Source organism: Streptomyces sp. NPDC007905 (assembly GCF_042959345.1).
Taxonomy (GTDB): Bacteria; Actinomycetota; Actinomycetes; order Streptomycetales; family Streptomycetaceae; genus Streptomyces.
In genome coordinates this window covers 18312-41678 of sequence record NZ_JBIBKS010000016.1, presented here as the reverse complement: position 1 = coordinate 41678, position 23367 = coordinate 18312, and the positions used below count along the sequence as shown (strand labels likewise).

The following is a 23367-nucleotide window of genomic DNA, read 5'->3' as shown; positions in this document are numbered from 1 at the left end:
TCGCGGCTCGGCCAGGAGCAGGCCGCGACCGGACCCGAGGTGTTGTCGGGGTCTGGTCAACGCGCTTCAATGCGGGGGAACTCGGGGCCGTGCACGCCGGCGTACGAACGCGGCGTGCGCAGACAAGGGCGTCCCACGCCCACGGGGGCGGCCCCGCACACCCGCACGGGCGGTCCGACCAGCCGCCGTGAACCTCACAGAAAGGCCCCTGTGCATGCGGCACGCCACAGAGCACGCGGACGTCCCCGCCGCGGAACTCGACCTGGCCCTGCGGGGCGGCCCCTTCCACGTGGCGCTGCGCGCCGCGATCGCCGCCCGCGGACTGCCGCTCCAGCGCGTGCAGCACCATCTGTCGCGCCACGGGGTCAAGGTCGGGGTGACCAGCCTGAGTTACTGGCAGCAGGGCGCCCGCCGCCCGCAGCGCCCCGAGTCCTTGCGCGCCGTCCGGGCTCTGGAGGAGATCCTCCAGCTGCCGGACGAGTCCCTGATCCGGTTGCTCGCCGAGGCCGACGAGCCCGCCTCCACCGGTCGCCCCGCGGCCCGCTCCTACCGCTCCCTGGTCGATGCCTCCGACATCCTGAACCGGCTCCAGGCCGAGCTGGGCTGGTCCCTCGACGGCGGGCTGCACACCCTCGGCCACCAGGAGCGCGTCCGGATCGGCGCCCGCCGCGAGCTGGCGGGTCTCGAGTCCCACCACATCGTGCGCGCGCACCGCGACGGCGTCGACCGCTTCGTCGCCGTCCACCACGGCGACCCCGGCTGCAGCCCGCGCGACATGACGGTGCACGCCCTGGAGAACTGCCGCACGGGACGCATCCGCCGGGACCAGGACACCGGTGTACTGGTGGCCGAACTCCTCTTCGGCACCCGGCTGCGCTCCGGCGACACCTTCCTCTTCCGGTACGGCATCGAGGACGGCACGGCGGGAGTCTCCCGGGAGTACGGCCACCGGTTCGGTTTCCCGGGCGGTCAGTACGCGCTCCAGGTGCGCTTCGACGGGGCCGCGCTGCCGGCCCGCTGTCACCGCTTCACCCAGCACTCACCGGCGGCCCCGCGCAGCGGTCGGCACGATCTGGCGGTCAGCGGGCCGCACCACAGCGTCCACGTGGTCGAGCCCCGGATACGGCCGGGGCTGGTCGGCATCGCCTGGGACTGGGACTGAGCGCCTGACCCGCAGGGTTCGCAGCCCGCTCAGGCACCCGGGCCGACGATGATCCTGCCTTTCGCGGCCCTGGCCGGCAGCTCGTTCAACGGCTCGGTGGCCGGCGTCTGGACCACCTCGCCGGTCGCGGCGTCGAACCGGCTGCCGTGGCAGGGACAGATCAGCGTGGTCCCCTGGAGCTTGTTGATGGGGCACCCCCCGTGCGTGCAGATGGTGCTGAACGCCTTGAGGGCGCCGCTCGCGTCCCGGCTGACCACCACGTTCCGGTCCCGGTAGAGCTTGGCACCGCCCTTCGCGACCCCGCTCTCGCCGCCGAGATCGACCGGCGCGGTCGGGGTGGCGTCGGCCGCGGCGCCACCCGGAGCCGCGCAGGCGGCCGGCCCGAGCCCGGCGACCGGGGCCACGGCGGCTCCTCGAAGGACGGTACGACGGCTCGCGGACGGTCGGGCGGGCATCAGGGTCTCCACTGGTCAGGGGGCGTGCGAGCCGCACGATACCGGGGCAAGTCGGCAGGGTTCGCAGCGGGAGGGGAGGGGCGCGGACGGCAAAGGTGCGCGTAAACGCTTGCGCGAGCGTTTACGCGGGGTCGTGGATGAGGTAACTTTCCCGGCCGACAGGCCCACGGCGACTGAGGGAGGAACGCCGATGCCGACCATGGCCGACGTCGCCCGGAGCGCCGGTGTCTCCGTGGCGACCGTCTCGCACGTGCTCAACGGCACGCGCCCGGTGCTGCCCCACACCCGCCAGGCCGTGCTGGACGCCGTCGACGCCCTCGGCTACACGCCCAACACCCTCGCCCGCTCCCTGGTGACCTCCCGCACCCGCTCCATCGGCCTCGCGGTGTCGGCGATCAGCAATCCTTACTTCACGGAGATCCTCCAGGGCGTCGAGGCCGCCGCCCTGAACGCCGGCTACAGCCTGCTCATCGCCGACCCGCACGACGACCCCGCGCACGAACGCAAGGTCGTCCAGCTCCTCCACGAGCGCCGGGTGGACGGCATGATCGTCGCCCCCTCCGCCGACCCGCACGACCTCCTGGGCTATCTCGGCCGCCACGCCGTGCCGACGGTGTTCCTGGACCGGGTGCTCGCGACCGGTGACCGTGCCGCGGGCGCCCCGCACCTCGATCAGGTCACGTCCGATCAGTCCACGTCCGATCAGTCCAGGTCCGGTCCGGCCACGTCCGGTCAGGCCTCGACCGACCAGGCCCACTTGGATCAGGGTTTCGATCAGGCCGGTTTCGATCAGGCCGGTTTCGATCAGGCCAGTTTCGATCAGGCCGGTTTCGATCAGGTCTGCGCCGAGAACACCGGTCCGATGGCCCGTCTCGTCACCCACCTCGCCGGGCTCGGTCACCGCCGGATCGGCATGGTCGCGGGCCTGCCCGGGCTCAGCACCACCAGTGAGCGGCTCGCCGGCTACCGGCAGGCCCTCACCGCGGCAGGCCTTGCCCACGACGAGGACCTCGTGGTGTCCGGCAACTCCGAGTCGGCCGGCGCCGAGCGGGCCACGGCTGCCCTGCTCTCCCTCGCCGCCCCGCCCACGGCGCTCGTCACCGCCAACAACGCCATGACGATCGGCGCCCTGCGCGCCCTGCGCCGGCAGGGACTGGCCGTGCCGGACGACATCGCCCTGTGCTGCTTCGACGACTTCGCCTGGGCCGACCTGTTCTCACCCCGGCTCACCGCCATCGCCCAGCCCAGCAGGGAGATCGGTGCCCGGGCCGTCCAGGTGCTCCTGGACCGGCTGGCCACACCCGGCCGGCCCGCCCGGACCGTACGGCTGCCCTCCGCCTTCGTCCACCGCACCTCCTGCGGCTGCCCGGAGGACCTGGACCGGGCCGGAGGCGCCCGGCCGGCCGTGCCCGGCGGCAGGACCGAACCATCCGCGCTCTCCGAGAAGGGAACCACCTCGTGATCGTCGTCGCCGGTGAGGCACTGATCGACCTGGTACCGCACGGCCCGGGTGCCCTCGCGGACCTGAAGCCGGCGCTCGGCGGCGGCCCGTACAACACGGCTGTGGCCCTCGGTCGCCTCGGCTCCCCGACCGCCTTCTGCTCCCGCACGTCGTACGACGCCTTCGGCGAGGCCCTGCTCGACGGGCTGCGGCGGGCCGGGGTGGACGTCTCGGGTGTGCAGCGCGGCCCCGAGCCGACCACCCTCGCGGTCGCCACCATCGACACCGGCGGCTCGGCCGCCTACTCCTTCTACGTCGACGGCACCGCCGACCGCCTCTTCACCGCCCCCGTCGCTCTTCCCGCCGGCACGCGCGCGGTGTCCTTCGGCACCTGCTCGCTCGTCCTGGAACCGGGGGCGAGTGCCTACGAGGAGCTGATGCGGACCGCAGCCGGGCAGGGCCTGTTCACGGCCCTCGATCCCAACATCCGGGCGGGTCTCATCCCGGACCCGGACGCCTACCGGGCGCGTTTCAAGAGCTGGCTGCCCTCGGTGACACTGCTGAAGCTGTCCGCGGAGGACGCCGAGTGGCTGGGCGGCACCCCGCGCGAGTGGCTGGCCGCGGGACCGTCGGCCGTCGTGATCACCCATGGCGGCGACGGCCTCACCGTCCACATCCGGGGTGGCGCGGAGTACTCCGTACCGGGCGAGAAGGTCGAGGTCGTGGACACCATCGGCGCCGGCGACACGGTGAACGCGGCCCTGCTGCACGGGCTGTCCACCCAGAACGCGCTGTCCGCGCAGGCGCTCGCCGACCTGGGACCGGAGGGCTGGCGGCGGCTGCTGCGGTTCGCGGCACGCGCGGCGGCCATCACCTGCTCCCGTGCGGGGGCGGAGCCGCCGTACGCGGACGAGCTGGGCGAGCTCTGAGCCGAGCGACGGATGGGGAGCCGAGATCCGCGGCAGCGACTTCGGGGCTGGATCTCGGGGCAGGTTTCCTCGGTGCTGTTGTCAAGGTGCTGCTGGACCCGCGGTTCGTGAAACCGATGGAGCCGGTCGGACCGCAGGGCCAGGGTGACTGATGGGGGAACGAGCGGCGCCCCGCCGGGAGTTCCCGCGGGGCGCCGCTTTTCGATGGCGTGTCAGGGCGTGGCCCTTGACCCGGCCTCAGGCCTTGCGGGCCCGGGTCGTCTTCTTCGCCGGTGCCGCCTTCTTGGTGACCGCCGCCTTCTTGGTGACCGCGGCGGCCTTCTTGGTCGCCGTGTTGTTGGCCTTGGCCGTCACCGTCTTCTTCGCCGTCGACCTGGCGGCGGCCGTCTTCCTGGCCGCCGTGCCGCGCGGCGCCTTCACCGGCTCCGCGTCGCTGATGCGGTCGGCGCCGAGGATCTCGCGCAGGAACTTGCCGGTGTGGCTGGCCGGAACGCCGGCGACCTCCTCGGGCGTGCCCTCGGCGACCACGAGACCACCGCCCGCGCCGCCTTCCGGACCCATGTCGACGACCCAGTCGGCGGTCTTGATCACGTCGAGGTTGTGCTCGATGACGATGACCGTGTTGCCCTTGTCGACCAGGCCGGAGAGGACCTTCAGCAACTTGCTGATGTCCTCGAAGTGCAGACCGGTGGTCGGCTCGTCCAGGACGTAGACCGTGCGTCCGGTGGAGCGCTTCTGCAGCTCGCTGGCCAGCTTGACGCGCTGCGCCTCACCGCCGGACAGGGTGGTCGCGGACTGGCCGAGCCGGACGTAGCCGAGGCCGACGTCCTTCAGGGTCCGCAGGTGCCGGGAGATGGCCGGGACGGCCTCGAAGAAGTCGGTGGCCTCCTCGATCGGCATGTTCAGCACCTCGGCGATGGACTTGCCCTTGTAGTGGACGTCCAGCGTCTCCCGGTTGTACCGGGCGCCGTGGCAGACCTCACACGGGACGTAGACGTCCGGGAGGAAGTTCATCTCGATCTTGATGGTGCCGTCGCCCGCGCAGTTCTCGCAGCGGCCGCCCTTGACGTTGAAGGAGAAGCGCCCGGGCTGGTAGCCGCGGACCTTCGCCTCGGTGGTCTCGGCGAACAGCTTGCGGATGTGGTCGAAGACGCCGGTGTAGGTCGCCGGGTTGGAGCGCGGGGTGCGGCCGATCGGCGACTGGTCGACGTGCACGACCTTGTCCACCAGGTCGTCGCCGTCCACGCGCGTGTGCCGTCCGGGGACGTTGCGCGCGCCGTTCAGCTCACGGGCCAGGTGCGTGTAGAGGATGTCGTTGACCAGCGTCGACTTGCCGGAGCCGGACACCCCCGTGACGGCCGTGAACACGCCCAGCGGGAAGGACACGTCGATGTCCTGCAGGTTGTTCTCACGTGCGCCGTGCACGGTCAGCCGGCGGGACGGGTCCTGGGGGCGCCGTACGTCCGGGATCGGGATGGCCTTGCGGCCCGAGAGGTACTGGCCGGTCTGCGACTCGGCATTGGCCAGCAGTTCCTTCAGGGAGCCGCTGTGCACGACCTTGCCGCCGTGCTCACCGGCGCCGGGACCGATGTCCACGATCCAGTCGGCGACCTTGATCGTGTCCTCGTCGTGCTCCACGACGATGAGCGTGTTGCCCATGTCGCGCAGCCGGACCAGGGTCTCGATCAGCCGGTGGTTGTCGCGCTGGTGCAGGCCGATGGACGGCTCGTCCAGGACGTACAGGACGCCGACGAGGCCCGAGCCGATCTGCGTGGCCAGGCGGATGCGCTGGGCCTCGCCGCCGGACAGGGTGCCGGCCGCGCGGTTGAGGGAGAGGTAGTCGAGGCCGACGTCGACCAGGAACCGCAGCCGCTCGTTGACCTCCTTCAGGACGCGCTCGGCGATCTTCTTGTCGCGGGCGTTCAGCTTCAGCTCACCCAGGAAGTCCGCGCAGTCGCTGATCGACATCGCGGCGACCTCGGCGATCGACTTCCCCATGATCGTGACGGCCAGGACGATCGGCTTCAGGCGCGTGCCCTCACAGGAGGGGCAGGGCACCTCGCGCATGTAGCCCTCGAAGCGCTCACGGCTGGCGTCGCTCTCGGCCTCGCTGTGCCGGCGCTTCACGAAGGGCACCGCGCCCTCGAAGGGCGTGGTGTACACGCGCTCACGCCCGTACCGGTTGCGGTAACGGACCTCGATCTGGGTCCTGTGGCCGTAGAGCAGGGCCTTCTTCGCCCGCTGCGGCAGGCCCGCGAAGGGGATGTCGGTGCGGAAGCCGAGGGCGTCGGCGAGAGCGCCGATCAGGCGGCCGAAGTAGTCCTTGGTGTGTCCGTGGGACCAGGGATGGATGGCGCCCTCGTCCAGGGACTTGTCCGGGTCCGGGACGATCAGCTCGGGGTCGACCTCCATGCGCGTGCCGATGCCGGTGCACTCGGGGCAGGCGCCGAAGGGCGAGTTGAAGGAGAAGGAGCGGGGCTCCAGCTCCTCGAAGGACAGGTCGTCGTACGGGCAGTACAGGTGCTCCGAGTACATGCGCTCGCGCTCGGGGTCGTCCTCGGGGAGGTCCACGAAGTCGAGCACGACCATGCCGCCGGACAGGCCGAGCGCGGTCTCCACGGAGTCGGTGAGGCGGCGCTTGGCGGACTCCTTCACCGTCAGGCGGTCGACGACCACCTCGATGGTGTGCTTCTCCTGCTTCTTCAGGGTCGGCGGTTCGGACAGCTGGATGGTCTGCCCGTCCACACGCGCGCGTGAGTAGCCCTTGGTCTGCAGGTCGGCGAAGAGGTCGACGAACTCGCCCTTGCGCTCGCGCACCAGCGGCGACAGGACCTGGAAGCGGCTCCCCTCCGGCAGCTCCAGGACCTTGTCGACGATGGCCTGCGGCGACTGGCGCGAGATCGGGCGGCCGCACTCGGGACAGTGCGGCTTGCCGATGCGCGCGAAGAGCAGACGCAGGTAGTCGTAGACCTCGGTGATGGTGCCGACCGTCGAGCGCGGGTTGCGCGAGGTCGACTTCTGGTCGATGGAGACCGCCGGGGACAGACCCTCGATGAAGTCGACGTCCGGCTTGTCCATCTGGCCGAGGAACTGCCGGGCGTACGAGGAGAGCGACTCGACGTACCGGCGCTGGCCCTCGGCGAAGATCGTGTCGAAGGCCAGGGAGGACTTGCCCGACCCGGACAGGCCCGTGAAGACGATGAGCGCGTCACGAGGCAGCTCGAGCGAGACATTCTTCAGGTTGTGCTCGCGCGCGCCACGGACAATAAGACGGTCGGCCACGCCGGTCCGCACCTTTCTTGGGAGAAGTGACAGGGGCGGGGCCCCTGTGCTTCTTCGAGACTAGGGGGAGCCACTGACAACGCCGGTCGGATTCCGGGTTGCATAACAATCCCCGGCCCTCCAGCATGCCCGACGCCGCCCTCGACGATATAGCACGCGCATTCGATTCGCGGGCGAGGTCCGTCACCTTCACCCGAACGTGTGGTGGGGCTAGTGTCAGGCCCATGATTGATCACGCTCATGACCTGGCATGTGTACGTGACGCGACCGAGCGGCTCCTCACCGCTGTCGCCAAACTGGACAACGCGGCGCTCGCCCAGCCGTCACGCCTGCCCGGCTGGACGCGCGGGCACGTCCTCGCCCACCTCGCCCGCAACGCGGACGCGCTCGTGAACGTCCTCGAGGGCCGTCCCATGTACACCAGCGCCGAGACCCGGGACGCCGACATCGAGCGGGACGCTCCGCGTCCCCTGGACGTCCAGCTCGCCGACGTGCGCGAGAGCGCGGACCGCTTCCAGCGGACGGGGGCCGCTCCGGCGGACTGGGCGCGCACGGTGGAGCTGCGCAACGGCGTCACCGACTCCGCGGCCCGGGTGCCGTTCCGGCGGTGGGCCGAGGTCGAGCTGCACCATGTGGACCTCGGAGTCGGTTACGAGCTGGAGGATCTTCCGGCGGAGTTCACGGAGCGGGAGATCGATTTCCTGGCCAAGCGGTTCTCCGGGCACCCCGACGTCCCTGCGAGCCGCGTCACGGACGGCACGCGCGCGTGGAGCACGGGACGCGACGCGGCCGAGCCCGAGGTCACGGTCAGCGGTCCTCCGGCGGACCTGCTGGGCTGGCTCGCCGGACGCCGCGAGGGCCCCGCGCTGGAGGCGACGGGCGGCGCACTGCCGAAGCTTCCCCCGCTGTAGCGCGACGACGGTCCGCCGGCCCCTCCCCGCTATAGGCTGATCGTCATGACGTACAGCGGAGAGGTCACGGTCGGCGGACCGGCGGACGTGCACGAGCTGAAAGACCTGATGATCACCAAGATCGCGGTCGGCCCGATGAACAACAACGCCTATCTGCTGCGCTGCCGGGCCACCGACGAGCAACTCCTGATCGACGCCGCCAACGAGGCACGGACCCTGCTCGGCATGATCGGTGACGACGGCATCGCGTCCGTCGTCACCACGCATCAGCACGGTGACCACTGGCAGGCGCTCGCCGAGGTCGTCTCCGCCACCGGTGCCCGTACGTACGCGGGCCGCGACGACGCCCCCGGCATCCCGGTGCCCACCGATGTCCTGGTCGACGACGGAGACGTCATCAGGGTGGGGCGCGTGGAACTCACCGCGCGCCACCTCGTCGGGCACACTCCGGGCTCCATCGCGCTGGTGTACGACGACCCGCACGGCCACCCCCACGTCTTCACCGGCGACTGCCTCTTCCCGGGCGGCGTGGGCAACACGCGCAAGGACCCCAAGGCGTTCGCCAGTCTGATCCACGACGTCGAGACGAAGATCTTCGAGGTGCTGCCGGACGAGACGTGGGTGTATCCCGGGCACGGGAACGACACCACGCTGGGCGCGGAGCGGCCGCATCTGCCGGAGTGGCACGCGCGGGGTTGGTGAGCGGGCCGCGTCGCCAGAGCTCGGGGCCCGGCGCATGCACCACCGCGCGCGCCCCGTGTGAACGCTTCGCACGCGCCGGACGCGCGTGCGCGCTCCCCGCGCCCGCTGTCACGCAGTCAACTGGTAGCAGCCCCGCACAGGATGACGGCTCCTGCGCGGTATGGGCCGCCGGTCTTCCCACCCCGCCCTCGGCCGGCGGCCCAGGCCGGCACCGACCTCTGCGGACAGCGTTCACACGGCCGCAACACCGTTCCCACCATGCGGACAGTTACCGCCGTGACCTGGACAAACAGGGGGTTCGCTGAAAATCTCCCGCCATGCACCCTGCCCCTCGCGCACTGCGCCGCGCGGTAGCCGCCGCCACCATGGTCCTGCTCGCCACCGCTGTCGGCTGTGCTCCGCAGCCCGAGGAGAAGGCGTCGGCCGACCCGTCCGGGTCCGCCACGAAGAGCTGCGCCCAGGGCGAGTTGGCCACCAAAGCGTCCGGAAAGCTGACGATCGCGACGGACGAGCCCGCGTACGAGCCCTGGTTCAAGGACGACAAGCCCGCGAACGGCAAGGGCTTCGAGTCCGCGGTCGCCTACGCCGTGGCGAAGCAACTGGGGTACGACAAGAGCGCGGTGGTCTGGCAGAGCGTGCCCTTCAACAAGGCGTTCGCGCCCGGCGTGAAGACCTTCGACTTCGACATCAACCAGGTGTCGATCAGCAGCGAGCGCAAGAAGGCCGTGGACTTCTCCTCCGGTTACTACGACGTGCGCCAGGCCGTCATCGCCCTCAAGGGCAGCAAGGCCGCCGAGGCGACGACCCTCGCGGACCTGAGGAACCTCAAGCTGGGCGCCCAGGTGGGCACCACCAGCCTCGCTTACATCACCGACGTGGTGAAGCCGAAGCAGGAGGCCGCCGTGTACGCCAAGAACGACCAGGCCAAATCCGCGCTGAAGAACGGTCAGGTCGACGCCGTCGTCACCGACCTGCCGACCGCGTTCTACATCACGGCGGCCGAGGTGACCAACGCGAAGATCGTCGGCCAGTTCGAGAACCAGGGCGCCGCGCCCGAGCAGTTCGGGCTCGTACTCGACAAGGGCAGCGCACTGACCTCGTGCGTGACCGGTGCCGTCGACACCCTTCGCAAGGACGGCACGCTGGCGGAGATTGAGAAGCAGTGGCTCTCCGACGCCGTCGACGCACCGGTGCTCAAGTGACCGTCACCAAGGGCGAGTCCGCCCCGGAGGGAGCGGACGACAAGGGTGACATGACCGGCGGCGCCGGGGACGCGGTGCCCGGCGCCGGTGACGGCTACGTGCCCTCCGAGCGGCGGCTGGAGCGCGAGCGCCACAAGAGGGCACGCGCCCGCCGCGCCACGGCCATCGCGGCGCTCTCGACCCTGGCGACGGCCGTCGTGCTCTACCTGGTCGTCGTCGACGCCCCGGGCTGGCCGCGCACCAAGGAGACGTTCTTCAGTGCGCAGTACGCGCGCGAGGCGTTCCCGAAGGTCCTCGACGGGCTGTGGCTGAACGTCCGCCTCCTGGTCGTCTGCGGTGCCGCCGTGCTGGTCCTCGGGATGCTGATCGCGGTCGCCCGCACCCTGCGCGGCCCGGTGTTCTTCCCGCTGCGCGTGCTGGCGGCGGCGTACACCGACTTCTTCCGGGGGCTCCCGCTGATCATCAACCTGATGATCGTGGTCCTCGGCGTGCCCGCGCTGCGGCTGCAGGGCGTGACGGTCGACCCGGTGCTGCTGGGCGGTACGGCGCTGACACTGACGTACTCGGCGTATGTGGCCGAGGTGTTCCGGGCCGGCATCGAGTCCGTTCACCCCTCGCAGCGCGCCGCGGCCCGCTCGCTGGGTCTGAGCAACCGGCAGGCCCTGCGCTACGTCGTGCTGCCCCAGGCGGTGCGCCGTCAGGTACCGCCGCTGCTCAACGACCTGGTGTCGCTGCAGAAGGACACCGGTCTGGTGTCGATCGGCGGCGCGGTGGACGCCGTACGGGCGGCCGACATCATCGTGGGCCGCAGCCTCAACTACACGCCGTACATCGTGGCGGGCCTGGTGTTCGTGGCGCTGACCATCCCGATGACCCGCTTCACGGACTGGGTGACGGCCAGGATGGACCGGCAGCGGGCCCAGGGAGGATCGATATGAGTACGGCACCACGGGACGGCTCGCCCGTGCTGCGGATGGAGTCCGTCCGCAAGACCTTCGGGGGCTCGGTCGTGTTGCGGGACGTGGACCTGGAGGTCGCCCCGCACACCGTGACCGCGCTGATCGGTGCCTCCGGTTCGGGCAAGTCCACGTTGCTGCGCTGCGCCAACCTCCTGGAGGAGATCGACGACGGCGCGATCTGGCTGGACGGCGAGGAGATCACCGACCCGCGCGTCGACCGGGACGCGGTGCGGCGCCGTATCGGCGTGGTCTTTCAGGCGTACAACCTCTTCCCGCACATGACGGTGCTGGACAACGTCACGCTGGCCCCGCGCCGGGTGCACGGCGCCTCCCGCGCGGAGGCCGAGGAGCGGGCCAGAAAGCTGCTGGAGCGCCTCGGCCTGGCGGAGAAGGCGGACGCCTACCCGGACCGGCTGAGCGGCGGCCAGCAGCAGCGTGTGGCCATCGTGCGGGCCCTCGCCGTACGGCCTCGGCTGCTGCTGCTCGACGAGATCACCGCGGCGCTCGACCCCGAACTCGTGGGCGAGGTGCTGACCGTGGTCCGTGACCTCAAGGAGGAGGGGATGACCATGGTGCTGGCGACGCACGAGATGGGCTTCGCCCGGGACGTCGCCGACCAGGTTTGCTTTCTGGACGGCGGGGTGGTGCTGGAACACGGCACCGCCGAGCAGGTCTTCGGCGACCCGCGGCACGAGCGCACACAGCGCTTCCTGCGGCGGATCGTGGAGGCCGGCCGCCTGTAGCCGCGCGGGGTCACGCGTCGGCCTGCGCCGCCCCCACCAGGGCGGCGACCCGCTCCACGCCGAACACATAGCCCTGCGCCCCGCAGCCCGCGATCACACCGTCGGCGCGCAGCGAGACGTAACTGTGGTGCCGGAACGACTCGCGCCGGTGGATGTTGGAGATGTGCACTTCGAGGACGGGCATGCCGTCGCAGGTGTTCAGTGCGTCCAGAATCGCCACCGAGGTGTGGGAGTAGGCGGCGGGGTTGATGACGATCCCGCAGTGGTTCAGCCGGGCCTCGTGGATCCAGTCGACCAGCTCGCCCTCGTGGTTGGACTGCCGGAAGTCCACCGTGCCGCCGTGCGCGGCCGCCGCCTTGGCGCACATCGCCTCGATGTCGGCGAGCGTGTCCTTGCCGTAGATCTCGGGCTGGCGCTGGCCGAGGAGGTTCAGGTTGGGCCCGTTGAGGATCATGATCGGGGCGCTGGCCAGGGTGCGGTGCACGGTTCCTCCGGTCCGTTCGGGGCGGTGCGGCGACGACCGCGTTCTCGGACCCGGTCTATCACGGCGCGCGACCTGCGAGGCGCGGCGTCCGCCGGTCCCTTCGGCGCGCGCGCCGCGCTCGGTGATCACCTCCGCACGCCCCCCGTAACCCGCGATCACGGTGGGTAGTTGACGCAGCATGCACGATGTACGGGCTGTGAGGGCCCCTTCCATGCCGCGGCTCGTGGCCGCCTCGCTCGTCGGCACCGCGATCGAGTTCTACGACTTCTTCGTCTACGGGACCGCGGCGGCCCTGGTCCTCGGGCCGCTGTTCTTCCCTACGTTCTCGCCGGTGGCGGGGACGCTGGCGGCGTTCGTGACGTTCGGGGTGGGGTTCGTGGCCCGGCCGCTGGGCTCGGTGCTGTTCGGGCACCTCGGGGACCGGCGCGGGCGGCGGCCGGTGCTCGTCGTCTCCCTGCTGCTGACCGGTGCCTCGACGGTCGCGGTGGGCTGCGTACCGACATACGGATCCATCGGCATGGCCGCCCCCGTACTGCTGCTCGTCCTGCGCTTCCTGCAGGGGCTGGGGCTCGGCGGGGAGTGGGGCGGGGCGGTGCTGCTGACCGCGGAGCACGCCCCCGCCGGGCGGCGCGCCCTGTGGTCGAGCTTCCCTCAGGTGGGGCCCGCGCTCGGCTTCGTGCTCGCCAACGGGGTGATGCTCGCGCTGTCGGCGGCGCTGTCCGGGGCGCAGTTCGCGCAGTGGGGGTGGCGGGTGCCGTTCTGGGCCGCGGGTGTACCGGCTCTGGCCGGGCTGTGGCTGCGTTCGTCGCTCGCCGAGAGCCCCCGGTTCCTGGAGATCGACGATCACGCGCGCGTGCCACTCGTCGAGGTCGTACGGCACCACGGGCGGCTGGTGCTGCTGACGGCCGGGGCGCTGGCGGCCGGGTACGCGGTGTTCTACGCGGTGACGACGTGGTCGCTGGCGTATGCGACGGCACGGCTCGGGGTGAGCCGTACCGTCATGCTGATCTGCGTCATGTGCGCGGTGATGGTGATGGGGGCGCTCACGCCGCTCGTGGCCCTGCTCGGCGACCTGTACGGGCGCCGTCCCCTGTGCCTGACCGGGTGTGCGGCCTGCGCCGTGTGGATGCTGCCGATGGTCGCGCTGCTGGCGACCGGCGAGCCCCTGCTGATGTTCCTCGGGATCCTGGGCGCGCTGATCGCCTTCATCACCATGTTCGCGGTGATCGCCGCGTATCTGCCCGAGCTGTACGAGGCGCGGGTGCGCTGCACGGGGGCCGCGGTCGGCTACAACCTCGGTGGGGTCGTCGGAGGCGCGCTCACCCCGATCGTGGCGACGGCACTGGCGGAGCACGGCGGCCGCGTTCCGTGGGGCGTGGGCGCCTATCTGACGGGGATCGCGCTGTTCAGCCTCTGCTGCTTCGCGCTGCTGCCGGAGACGCGGCCCGTGCCCGTGCCGGCGGTGGAGCCGGCCGCGGGCTGAGCGGCCGGGCCGTGCTACGGGTTGATCGCCAGTCCAGGGAGGTCGCGAACAGCACCAGGTGGACGCCGCCTGCAGGGGTGTGGGCCGGCCCGGCACCACCGTCGGGGAACTGACCACCACGGTCGGCGCGAGCAGGAGCATGTCCGTCGAACCGAGCCCGAGCACGAGCGGTCCGGACAGCCAGACGGAGGCGAGCGCGACGGCGGGGATGGTCAGGCCGATGCTGGCCATCGCCGAGCCGGGTGCGAGGTCGGGGCTGGTCTGGACCCGGTCGCGGCGCGCTGAGCGCAGCGCGGCGATCGCCTCGGCGAGCAGGACGATGATCACACCGACCCGCACGGTCAGGCGTCGACGCTGTCCTTGCTGCTCTTCGCCGCGCCGCCGTTCCCGGTGTGTGCCGCCTCGACGGCCGCCTGCTTCCTGGAGGCCATCAGACTGGTGATCGTCGTGACCGCGAGGACCGCGCAGATCACGCCGAGGGAGACGGGGATGCTGATCTCGGGGACGTGGACCCCGGCCTCGTGCAGCGCGTGCAGGATCAGCTTGACTCCGATGAAGCCGAGGATGATCGACAGGCCGTACGACAGGTGGACCAGCTTCTTCAGCAGGCCGCCGATGAGGAAGTACAGCTGGCGCAGCCCCATCAGGGCGAAGGCATTGGCGGTGAAGACGATGTACGGGTCCTGGGTCAGGCCGAAGATCGCGGGGATGGAGTCGAGCGCGAACAGCACGTCCGTGGTGCCGATGGCGAGCATCACGACCAGCATCGGAGTCATGACCCGCTTGCCGTTCTGCTGTATCCAGAGCTTGGTGCCGTGGTACCGGTCGGCCACGCCGAACCTGCGCTCCGCAGCCTTCAGCAGCTTGTTCTCCTCGTACTCCTCGTCCTCCTCGTCGGCGCGGGCCTCCTGGACGAGTTTCCAGGCGGTCCAGATCAGGAAGGCGCCGAAGAGGAAGAACACCCAGGAGAAGCCGGCGATGATCGCGGCTCCGGCCGCGATGAAAGCGGCCCGCAGGACCAGGGCTATGAGGACACCGACGAGCAGGACCCGCTGCTGGTACTGGCTGGGCACGGCGAACTTCGCCATGATCAGGACGAAGACGAAGAGGTTGTCGACGCTCAGGGACTTCTCGGTGATGAAGCCCGCGAAGAACTCTCCGGCCGGCTGACCGCCGCCGAAGACGAGCAGACCGAGACCGAAGAGTCCGGCCAGGGCGATCCAGACGACCGTCCAGATGCCCGCTTCCTTGATCGACACGTCATGGGGCGTGCGCCCGATGAAGAAGTCGACCGCGATCAGGGCGGCGAGGCCCACGATGGTCAGGACCCACAGGGTCATGGAGACTTCCACTGCACCTCCGGCATTACGTCACGGCAAACACATCAGCGTTGTCGCTGCCGGAGGTCTCCTCCGCCCGGGTCGGGCCGACACCCCGGGATCCACATCGATCCGTACTGACGGGTGCGCCGCAGTCAGGGAGTACTCCCCTCCGTACGGAAAACGATACCCCAATCACCAAGGAATAGTAAAGACTGGAGTAAAAGAACCACCAAATCACCTGTTCGGAGGCTCTTTACTCACTCTTGGTGTGCCCCTCCGTCACCTCGGTGAGCACCTGCTGGAGGATCCCACTGCCGGGCGGCACGAGCGAGGGCTCGTACGTCCAGGCGTGGCCGACCCAGGGGTCGGCGAGGTGGTCGTCGGGGACAGGGGTGAGTCGCATGAGCGAACGCCACAGCGGGTCGAGCAACGGGCCGTAGGCATCGGCGTCCTCGCGGTCCGCGACCATCAGCAGGTGGACTCCGAGGGCCGGCCCCTCGTCGGCGAGATAGCGCAGCTGGGTCACGGCCCGGTCGTCGAAGCCGTGCGGGAAGTCGTTGACGATCAGCAGGTGCTGGGCGGTGTCGACGTCGGCCGGCAGTGATGCGGCCACGCCGCCGCGGACCGCCATCTGGGTGAGATCGACCCGCCGGGTGAGCCGGCCCAGGACGTCCGCCACACCCGCCGCGCCGCTCGCGGGCGGAACCGCGACAGCCCCTGTCCGTGTCAGCGGCAGCAGCGCCTGGGTCCCGGCCCCGGCCGGGTCGACGACCTGCACGGCGAACTCCCCCGCCGGGTGCACGGCGAGCAGCCGGGCCGCGAGCGCCACCGCGGCGTCCAGGGCGAGCCGGCGGGCCTCGGTGGAGTCCAGGAAGCTGCCGTCAGCTCCTTCGACCGGCCCGCTGTCGATCCACAGCCCCCGCTCCAGCGGCAGCCTGACCAGCATCGGAATACGCAGCGGGGCACTCTCGGGGAGGCGGAGATCGCCGAGCCGCAGGGCCATCGGTGGCTCGGTCGGCACGCGGTAGCCGTGCCAGACGGGGTTGTCCCAGCGGGCGTAGGCCGGCGGGAGCGCGGGCTCGACGACCTCGGCCTCGGCCGTGAGCTGGGCGAGGTCGCGGTCGAAGGCGGCCCGTGCCTGGTCGACCAGCTGGGTGTACCGGGCCTGGGCCGCCTCGCGTGCGGCGTCGCCCGCCGTGCCGAGCCGGCTGCGCGGGTCGGCGAGGACCTGGTCGAGTTCCTTCTCCAGCCGGGAGTCCGCGAAGTCGACGGCGCTGCGGTACGCGGCCGTGCTGCGGGCCAAGTCCTCGAACATGCCGTAGACCTGGTTGTACAGCCTCTCCTCCATCGACCAGCCGACCGCGTCACCCGCCACCGGCGGTGCGGGCTCCCCGTCCGGGACCGGGGACCCCGTGGGTGGGGGCGGGGCGGTGCGGGTGCGGCGGGCGGGGTGGCTGTAGTCCACCGGGCCGCCCGGTGCCGGCACGTCCTGCGGGTCCTGCGGGTCCTGAAGGTCGTACGACGAGGACCGCTGGGGCGCCGAGGGGCCGGAGGAGTCCTGGTGCTGCGGCACCGGTATCGCGCGGGCAAGGCTTCGGGACACCGCCTCCTGAATGCCCGCCGCGAGTTCCTCGGCCCGGGGCAGGCCCTGGTCGGCGAGGAGTGCGGGAAGGCCGCGGGCGTACCCCTGGCCCACCGCGCGTACCTTCCAGACGTCCTGCCTGCGGTACAGCTCCAGCGCGACGACGGCCGACTCGGCGTCCAGGCCGGTGAGCGTGAAGCGCACGATCTCGGCGCCGTCGGGGCCGGCGACCGCCGTCCGCGGGGCGGCGACCGCGCCGAACCGGAGGGCGCCTCCCGGCTGCGCGGGCAGCGCCAGCAGCACTGTGACGCGGTGGACCGCCTCCGGCAGCGCGGCCAGGTCGACGGCCAGACGGTGGTCGGCTGCGGCCTGCCCGGAGACCTCGACTCCGGGCAGCGCGGGGGCGCCGGGATGGGCCACCCACTGGGCGCCGGGCACGGTGCCGTGTTCGTCCCCGAGCGTGGCTCCCGCAAGGACCGGCACCCCGGCAGAGACACGGATCTCGAGCCGGACCTGGGACAGCGGGTGGTTCTGCCCCCGCACCAGTTCGGCCGTCATCGCCGTCGCCCCCCTGTGTCGTGTTGTCGTGCGCGCTGCGCCGGGCGAGCGGGCGTCCTACAGATGCGGCAGGATCGACGGCATCAGGTCCTGGAAAGTGCGGCCCCTGGCCGGCTCGCCCAGGGCGGTCATCGTCCAGCCCGAGCCCACGCGATGCACCTTGGCCATGATCTGGGCGGTGTACTCGCCGCCGCCCGCCAGCGTGTAACGGGCGAGCTCCTGGCCGTTGGTCTCGTCCACGAGGCGGCAGAACGCGTTCTGCACCTCCTGGAAGGTCTGACCCGTGAAGGAGTTCACGGTGAAGACGATCTGGTCGACGTGGACCGGGACGCGCTGCAGGTCGACCAGGATGGCCTCGTCGTCCCCGCCCTGGCCGGCGCCGCCGACGAGGTTGTCGCCGGTGTGCCGCACGGAGCCGTCGTCGCTGACCAGGTGGCGGAAGAAGACGACGTCGACCGGCTGCTTCTCGGCGAAGAGCACCGCCGAGGCGTCCAGGTCGATCTCGCGCGTGCGCGAGCCGAACAGGCCTCGCCGCTTCGCCGCCTGCCAGCCGAGACCCATGCGGACCGCGGTCAGGGTGGCGCCGTCCTTCTTCTCCAGGCTGATGGCCTGTCCCTTGGAAAGATTGACGGTCACGGCTGATTCCCCTCTCGGTGTTCCCCTGTTGCCGCGCAGCGCGCGGTTGTCAGAACCCTACGCAGGGGCACCGACAGTGCCGAACCCCGGCCCGCGCTTTGTGGCGGTGTTGCAACACAGGGCACATATGCCGAGGTCCGGCAGGGTTGCGAGGGTCAGGCGAGGCCCGCCTCGCGCATCTGGCGCAGCTCCTTCTTCATCTCGGAGACCTCGTCGCGCAGCCGGGCGGCGATCTCGAACTGCAGCTCGGCAGCGGCGGCGCGCATGCGCTCCGTCATCTCCTCGATCTGCTCGGCGAGTTCGGCCGCCGGGCGGTTCGTGGGCACCGCGGCCGCCGCCTTGTCCTTGGCGGACTTGGCGGTCTTGCCCGCTTTCGCTCCCTTGGCCGCCTTGCCGCCGAGCGACGGTACGGGCGCCTTGGCGTCCTTGCCGTCCTTCAGGTTCCGATAGCCGGAGCCGAGCAGCTGTTCGGTGTCGACTTCCTCGCGGGCGATCTGCGCGACGATGTCGTTGATCTTCTTGCGCAGCGGCTGCGGGTCGATGCCGTTGGCCTTGTTGTACGCGACCTGCTTCTCCCGGCGGCGGTTGGTTTCGTCGATGGCCTTCTCCATCGCCGGGGTGATCTTGTCGGCGTACATGTGGACCTGGCCGGAGACGTTGCGCGCCGCGCGGCCGATGGTCTGGATCAGCGAGGTCCCGGAGCGCAGGAAGCCCTCCTTGTCGGCATCGAGGATGGCCACGAGGGACACCTCGGGCAGGTCGAGACCCTCGCGCAGGAGGTTGATGCCGACGAGGACGTCGAACTCGCCGGAGCGCAGCTCGCGCAGCAGCTCGATGCGGCGCAGGGTGTCGACGTCGCTGTGCAGATAGCGCACCTGGATGCCGAGCTCCAGGAAGTAGTCGGTGAGGTCCTCGGCCATCTTCTTGGTGAGCGTGGTGACCAGGACGCGCTCGTCCTTCTCGGTGCGCTTGCGGATCTCGTGCACCAGGTCGTCGATCTGGCCCTCGGTGGGCTTGACCACGACCTCCGGGTCGACCAGGCCCGTCGGGCGGATGATCTGCTCCACGACGCCGTCCCCGCGGGACAGCTCGTAGGTGCCCGGGGTCGCCGACAGGTAGACGGTCTGCCCGATGCGCTTCTGGAATTCCTCCCACTTCAGGGGGCGGTTGTCCAGCGCGGAGGGCAGCCGGAAGCCGTGCTCGACGAGCGTGCGCTTGCGGGAGGCGTCGCCCTCGTACATGGCGCCGATCTGCGGGACCGTGACATGTGACTCGTCGATGACGAGCAGGAAGTCGTCCGGGAAGTAGTCGAGCAGGGTGTTGGGCGGGGAGCCGGGCGAGCGGCCGTCGAAGTGCATCGAGTAGTTCTCCACACCCGAGCAGGTGCCGATCTGCCGGAGCATCTCGAGGTCGTACGTGGTGCGCATCCTCAGGCGCTGGGCCTCCAGCAGCTTGCCCTGCTTCTCCAGCTCGGCCAGCCGCTCCCCCAGCTCCTTCTCGATGTCGTTGACGGCCCGCTCCATGCGTTCGGGCCCCGCGACGTAGTGGGAGGCGGGGAAGACGTACAGCTGCCGGTCGTCGCTGATGATCTCGCCGGTGATCGGGTGCAGCGTGGACAGCGCCTCGATCTCGTCGCCGAACATCTCGATGCGGACGGCCAGCTCCTCGTAGACCGGGAAGATCTCGATGGTGTCACCGCGGACCCGGAAGGTGCCGCGGGAGAAGGCCATGTCGTTGCGCGTGTACTGGATGTCGACGAAGCGGCGCAGCAGCTCGTCGCGGTCGATCTCGTCGCCGACCCTGAGGGGGACCATCCGGTCCACGTACTCCTGGGGAGTACCGAGGCCGTAGATGCAGGAGACCGAGGCGACCACGATGACGTCACGGCGGGTGAGCAGCGAGTTCGTCGCCGAGTGGCGCAGGCGCTCGACCTCCTCGTTGATCGAGGAGTCCTTCTCGATGTAGGTGTCCGACTGCGGGACGTAGGCCTCGGGCTGGTAGTAGTCGTAGTACGAGACGAAGTACTCGACCGCGTTGTTCGGGAGGAGCTCGCGGAACTCGTTGGCCAGCTGGGCGGCCAGCGTCTTGTTCGGCGCCATCACGAGGGTGGGGCGCTGGAGCTTCTCGATCATCCACGCGGTGGTGGCGGACTTGCCGGTGCCGGTCGCGCCCAGCAGGACGACGTCCTTCTCACCGGCCTCGATGCGCTTGGCCAGCTCGGCGATGGCCGTGGGCTGGTCGCCGCTGGGCTGATAGGGACTGACGACCTCGAAGGGCGCCACCGTGCGTTCGATGTGGGAAACGGGCCGCATGCAATCAACCGTACGACCCCGCACTGACAACGGGTCCCGATCAGCGGTTCTGCGGGGTGCGGGAGCCGTGGTGCCCGGGGTGGCCGACCGGTCGGCGGCCGGGGTGGACCGGCGAGTGCCGGTCCGGGTGGGAGGCGAGGGTGGCGGCCGGGACACCCGGTTTGTCCTCGACGGGGGTCCGGGTGGGCCTGCCCGTGATCATCAGCGGGTCGAACATCACGACGGCGCCGGCCAGGAGCAGGAAGGCGAGCGGGCCGATCAGCATCGGCGCGAGCACCGTGGCCGGCGGGCCGCTCGTGGAGGCGCCGGGGGTGTCCTGGAGATGGACGTCGAGGGCGGCCATGCCGGTGTAGTGCATACCGCTGACGGCGAGGCCCATCACCAGGCTCGCCCCGACGCTCCACAGGAAACCCCGGACGCGTCCGGCCGCCCACAGGGCGGCTGTGGCGGCCACGACCGCTATGACGACGGAGGCGGCGACGGTGTACGTGTTGTACGTGAACCGGCCGTCGAAGTGCATGCCCGCCATACCGAGGTAGTGCATCGAGGCGACGCCCAGACCGGTGATCGTGCCGCCAGTGAACAGGGCGGTTCCGGTGGCGCCCCGGTAGCCGACGATGAAGATCCCGACGCCCACCATGACGATGGCGAGGCCGAGACTCGCGTAGGTGATCGGCTGGTCGTAGTGGATCGGCGTCGCCTTGATGCTGAATCCCATCATGGCGACGAAGTGCATGGTCCAGATACCGGAGCCGATCGCGGCCGAGCCGAGGGCCAGCCAGGCGGGCCGCCTGGAGTGTGTGACCAGCAGGGATCGCGTGGTGCAGCGCAGGCCGAGGGCGCCGCCGAGGCAGGCCATCAGATAGGCCACCAACGGGGTGACGGCCCCGTAACTGAATCCGTCGACCGTGCCCTGCATGCGCGGCTCCCCTTCCGCCCTGTTGCGTCCCGGAATACCCGAAATATGCCCCCGTCCCAGGACCGCGGCGGCGGTCAGGGTTGACGCAGAGAGTATGACCCCCACCGGAATGGTCGAACGATTTTCCGGCAAAGAAACACGTCCTCACCCCACATGTGCGGCACGGGTGAGCGGACTCGGACGGCGCCGTCCATCGTGTGGCCCTGCGCACGAGTGCTGTTGACTCTCTGCTGTCAAGCTGATGCTGTCGGTATTCGCTCGACGCGAGGAGCCCGCATGTACGCGCGCGCAGTCGCCGCCACGGCCACCGCGATCATGGGGACGGCAGGCTTGCTGACCCCCACCTCCGAGGCCCGGGCGGGCGAGGTCGGCCCGCCCACGGTGGTCGCCCACCGCGGTGCCTCCGCCTACGCTCCCGAGAACACGCTGGCCTCCATCGACGAGGCCGCGAAGATGGGCTTCTCCTGGGTGGAGAACGACGTGCAGCGCACCAAGGACGGCGAACTGGTCGTCATCCACGACGACAGCCTGCAGCGCACGACCAACGTCGAGGACGTCTTCCCGGGCCGGGCTCCCTGGAAGGTGAAGGACTTCACCGCCGCCGAGATCGCCCGGCTGGACGCCGGCGGCTGGTTCTCCCCCGCGTACGCGGGCACGCGCGTGCCGACCCTGGAGCAGTACATGCGCCGGGTCGAGCACAACCACGAGAAGCTGCTCCTCGAGGTCAAGAACCCGGAGCTGTACCCCGGCATCGAGCAGCAGACCCTGAAGCTGCTCGGGAATGAGGGGTGGCTGGACCGGCAGCACCTCGGGCGGCTGATCGTGCAGAGTTTCAGCGCGGACAGCGTGCGCACCGTGCACGAGCTGAGGCCGGCTCTCACCACCGCCTACCTCGGCAGGCCGTCCGTCGCGCAGTTGCCCCAGTACGCCTGCTTCATCGATCTGATCAACCCCTCGTACGGGTCGATCTCGAGCGGCTATGTCTCCGCGGTGCACGCTTTCACCGGACCGCACGGCAGGCCGCTGGGTGTGTTCGCCTGGACGGTCGACGACGCGGCCACCGCATGGAAGGTCGCGGGCTACGGCGTCGACGGGCTCATCACCAACAAGCCCGACGTGGTCAGGGCGGCGCTGGACGGGGACTGAGCCGGAAGCCGGCTACGAGTATCAGTGTCAGTGGCGGGCCGTACCGTGGGCGCATGGACAGCCATGGGCAGGACGAGCAGCGGGTGGTGTGGGCCGTCGTGGGCACCGGCATCGGCCCGCTGATGCTGGCGGCGACCCGCGAGGGACTGGTCAACGTCGTCTTCCACGCCTCGGACAGGGTGCGCGAGCGGGCCTTGGAGCGGCTTGCGGCCCGGTTGGGCACCGAGCCCGCCGAGGACCCGGAATCGCCACTTCTGGCCGAGGCGATACGGCAGGTGGAGGCCTACCTCGCGGGTGAGCGCCACGATTTCGACCTGCTCCTGGACTGGTCGCTGATCTCGGGCTTCAACCGGCAGGTGCTGCGCGAACTGGCCTCCGGCGTCCCGTACGGCACGGTGGTGGGGTACGGCGATCTGGCCGGGCGGGTCGGCCAGCCGGGTGGCGCGCAGGCGGTGGGCGCGGCGATGGGTGCCAATCCGCTGCCGGTCGTCGTGCCGTGCCATCGGGTGGTGGAGAGCGACGGTGGCATCGGCGGCTTCGGGGGTGGCCTGGAGACCAAGCGGAAGCTGCTCGCTCTGGAGGGCGTGCTGCCCGAGCCGCTGTTCTGACCGTCCCGAGGCGCGGCTACGCGTAGTGCCGGGCCTCGAAGACGTTGCCGTCGGGGTCCCGGAAGTAGAAGTTGCGCGTGGCCTTGCCGCGGGCGCCGAAGGAGTCGTACCCGACCTCGGTCATGGGGACGCCGTGGGCGGCCAGACGGGCGCGCAGGGCGTCGAAGCCGGCCGGCGGCAGCGACAGGCATACGTGGTTGACGGGGTGGCCCGCGCTGTCGGCGGCGCCGGGGAGCATGTTCATGTGCTCCACGAGGCTGCGCGGCGCGAGGTCCAGGATGGTCTCCGCGTTGACGCGTACCGAGGGAAACGACACCTTTCCCTCGGCGAACTCGGCGACCCTGACGGGCTCGAGGCCGACGGAGTCCTGGTAGAAGCGGGCCGCTGCGACCGGGTCGGCCACCCACAGGACGACGTGGTCGAGACAGGGGGTGTGGTCACTCATGCGGTCCAGGCTGGTGGCATCCCCCACAGACGGCAAGCGTTTAGCCGGGTGTGGCGCCCGCCAGAGATGAGGAAGGACCGACGGAC

Annotated in this window: 20 protein-coding genes and 1 pseudogene; 11 read left to right on the top strand and 10 right to left on the bottom strand. The window is 70.6% G+C overall.

What is annotated here, in order from left to right; translation table 11 throughout:
* The first annotated feature begins 214 nt into the window (after positions 1-214).
* Positions 215-1162 (top strand): hypothetical protein, encoded by a 948-nt coding sequence (locus ACFZDC_RS26800; RefSeq protein WP_391327816.1) that lies wholly within the window; start codon positions 215-217, stop codon positions 1160-1162.
* A 29-nt stretch (positions 1163-1191) separates the two neighbouring features.
* Here the strand turns inward: ACFZDC_RS26800 and ACFZDC_RS26795 are convergent, their stop codons facing one another.
* On the bottom strand, positions 1192-1617 hold the full coding sequence (locus tag ACFZDC_RS26795) for a Rieske 2Fe-2S domain-containing protein (RefSeq protein WP_391327815.1): 426 nt from the start codon (positions 1615-1617) through the stop codon (positions 1192-1194).
* A gap of 190 nt (positions 1618-1807) precedes the next feature.
* Here ACFZDC_RS26795 and ACFZDC_RS26790 point away from each other — a divergent pair, with 190 nt between their 5' ends.
* A complete protein-coding gene (locus tag ACFZDC_RS26790; RefSeq protein WP_391327812.1) occupies positions 1808-3079 on the top strand; it encodes a substrate-binding domain-containing protein in 1272 nt (423 codons plus the stop codon).
* Positions 3076-3987: a PfkB family carbohydrate kinase gene (locus tag ACFZDC_RS26785; RefSeq protein ID WP_391327810.1), complete on the top strand. Its 912-nt coding sequence runs from the start codon at positions 3076-3078 to the stop codon at positions 3985-3987. Before ACFZDC_RS26790 ends, ACFZDC_RS26785 begins: the two co-directional genes overlap by 4 nt.
* A gap of 237 nt (positions 3988-4224) precedes the next feature.
* Here the strand turns inward: ACFZDC_RS26785 and uvrA are convergent, their stop codons facing one another.
* Entirely contained in the window at positions 4225-7269 is a 3045-nt protein-coding gene (gene uvrA / locus ACFZDC_RS26780) for an excinuclease ABC subunit UvrA (protein ID WP_391327808.1), read from the bottom strand.
* A 224-nt stretch (positions 7270-7493) separates the two neighbouring features.
* Here uvrA and ACFZDC_RS26775 point away from each other — a divergent pair, with 224 nt between their 5' ends.
* The 5 genes from ACFZDC_RS26775 to ACFZDC_RS26755 all read left to right on the top strand — a co-directional run bounded on the left by ACFZDC_RS26775 (position 7494) and on the right by ACFZDC_RS26755 (position 11786).
* A complete protein-coding gene (locus ACFZDC_RS26775; protein WP_391327806.1) occupies positions 7494-8180 on the top strand; it encodes a maleylpyruvate isomerase family mycothiol-dependent enzyme in 687 nt (228 codons plus the stop codon).
* Positions 8181-8225: 45 nt separating this feature from the next.
* The gene (locus ACFZDC_RS26770; RefSeq protein WP_391327804.1) at positions 8226-8882 is read left to right on the top strand and encodes an MBL fold metallo-hydrolase; all 657 of its coding nucleotides are present in this window, start codon (positions 8226-8228) and stop codon (positions 8880-8882) included.
* A gap of 317 nt (positions 8883-9199) precedes the next feature.
* On the top strand, positions 9200-10084 hold the full coding sequence (locus ACFZDC_RS26765; protein WP_391327802.1) for a transporter substrate-binding domain-containing protein: 885 nt from the start codon (positions 9200-9202) through the stop codon (positions 10082-10084).
* Complete coding sequence (locus ACFZDC_RS26760) at positions 10081-11022, top strand: ABC transporter permease subunit (protein WP_391327801.1); 942 nt, start codon at positions 10081-10083, stop codon at positions 11020-11022. The genes ACFZDC_RS26765 and ACFZDC_RS26760 overlap by 4 nt, the downstream gene beginning before the upstream one ends.
* On the top strand, positions 11019-11786 hold the full coding sequence (locus ACFZDC_RS26755) for an ATP-binding cassette domain-containing protein (protein WP_391327799.1): 768 nt from the start codon (positions 11019-11021) through the stop codon (positions 11784-11786). Before ACFZDC_RS26760 ends, ACFZDC_RS26755 begins: the two co-directional genes overlap by 4 nt.
* Before the next feature lie 10 nt (positions 11787-11796).
* On the opposite strand, the gene aroQ is transcribed toward ACFZDC_RS26755, so the two are convergent.
* Positions 11797-12270, bottom strand: a complete 474-nt coding sequence (gene aroQ, locus ACFZDC_RS26750) for a type II 3-dehydroquinate dehydratase (RefSeq protein WP_391327797.1) — start codon at positions 12268-12270, stop codon at positions 11797-11799.
* Between the two features lie 211 nt (positions 12271-12481).
* Between aroQ and ACFZDC_RS26745 the strand changes: the two genes are divergently transcribed.
* Positions 12482-13753 carry an MFS transporter gene (locus ACFZDC_RS26745; RefSeq protein ID WP_391327796.1) on the top strand — a complete coding sequence of 424 codons (1272 nt, stop codon included), beginning with the start codon at positions 12482-12484 and terminating at the stop codon, positions 13751-13753.
* A gap of 14 nt (positions 13754-13767) precedes the next feature.
* Here the strand turns inward: ACFZDC_RS26745 and ACFZDC_RS26740 are convergent.
* The 6 genes and pseudogenes from ACFZDC_RS26740 to ACFZDC_RS26715 all read right to left on the bottom strand — a co-directional run.
* Positions 13768-14086: pseudogene (locus tag ACFZDC_RS26740) on the bottom strand (ionic transporter y4hA); the annotation flags it as partial.
* Positions 14087-14094: 8 nt separating this feature from the next.
* Positions 14095-15093 (bottom strand): TerC/Alx family metal homeostasis membrane protein, encoded by a 999-nt coding sequence (locus tag ACFZDC_RS26735; protein ID WP_391327794.1) that lies wholly within the window; start codon positions 15091-15093, stop codon positions 14095-14097.
* Between the two features lie 235 nt (positions 15094-15328).
* Entirely contained in the window at positions 15329-17215 is a 1887-nt protein-coding gene (locus ACFZDC_RS26730; RefSeq protein ID WP_391327792.1) for a TerD family protein, read from the bottom strand.
* Between the two features lie 57 nt (positions 17216-17272).
* A complete protein-coding gene (locus ACFZDC_RS26725) occupies positions 17273-17851 on the bottom strand; it encodes a TerD family protein (RefSeq protein WP_391327790.1) in 579 nt (192 codons plus the stop codon).
* A 155-nt stretch (positions 17852-18006) separates the two neighbouring features.
* Entirely contained in the window at positions 18007-20163 is a 2157-nt protein-coding gene (uvrB, locus tag ACFZDC_RS26720; RefSeq protein WP_391327787.1) for an excinuclease ABC subunit UvrB, read from the bottom strand.
* A 40-nt stretch (positions 20164-20203) separates the two neighbouring features.
* On the bottom strand, positions 20204-21082 hold the full coding sequence (locus ACFZDC_RS26715; RefSeq protein WP_391327786.1) for an MHYT domain-containing protein: 879 nt from the start codon (positions 21080-21082) through the stop codon (positions 20204-20206).
* Between the two features lie 276 nt (positions 21083-21358).
* Between ACFZDC_RS26715 and ACFZDC_RS26710 the strand changes: the two genes are divergently transcribed.
* Positions 21359-22228 carry a glycerophosphodiester phosphodiesterase family protein gene (locus ACFZDC_RS26710; RefSeq protein ID WP_391327785.1) on the top strand — a complete coding sequence of 290 codons (870 nt, stop codon included), beginning with the start codon at positions 21359-21361 and terminating at the stop codon, positions 22226-22228.
* 53 nt (positions 22229-22281) lie between these two features.
* A complete protein-coding gene (locus tag ACFZDC_RS26705) occupies positions 22282-22836 on the top strand; it encodes a methylated-DNA--[protein]-cysteine S-methyltransferase (RefSeq protein WP_391327784.1) in 555 nt (184 codons plus the stop codon).
* Between the two features lie 16 nt (positions 22837-22852).
* Here the strand turns inward: ACFZDC_RS26705 and ACFZDC_RS26700 are convergent, their stop codons facing one another.
* Positions 22853-23281: a VOC family protein gene (locus ACFZDC_RS26700; protein ID WP_391327782.1), complete on the bottom strand. Its 429-nt coding sequence runs from the start codon at positions 23279-23281 to the stop codon at positions 22853-22855.
* Positions 23282-23367: the final 86 nt, after the last annotated feature.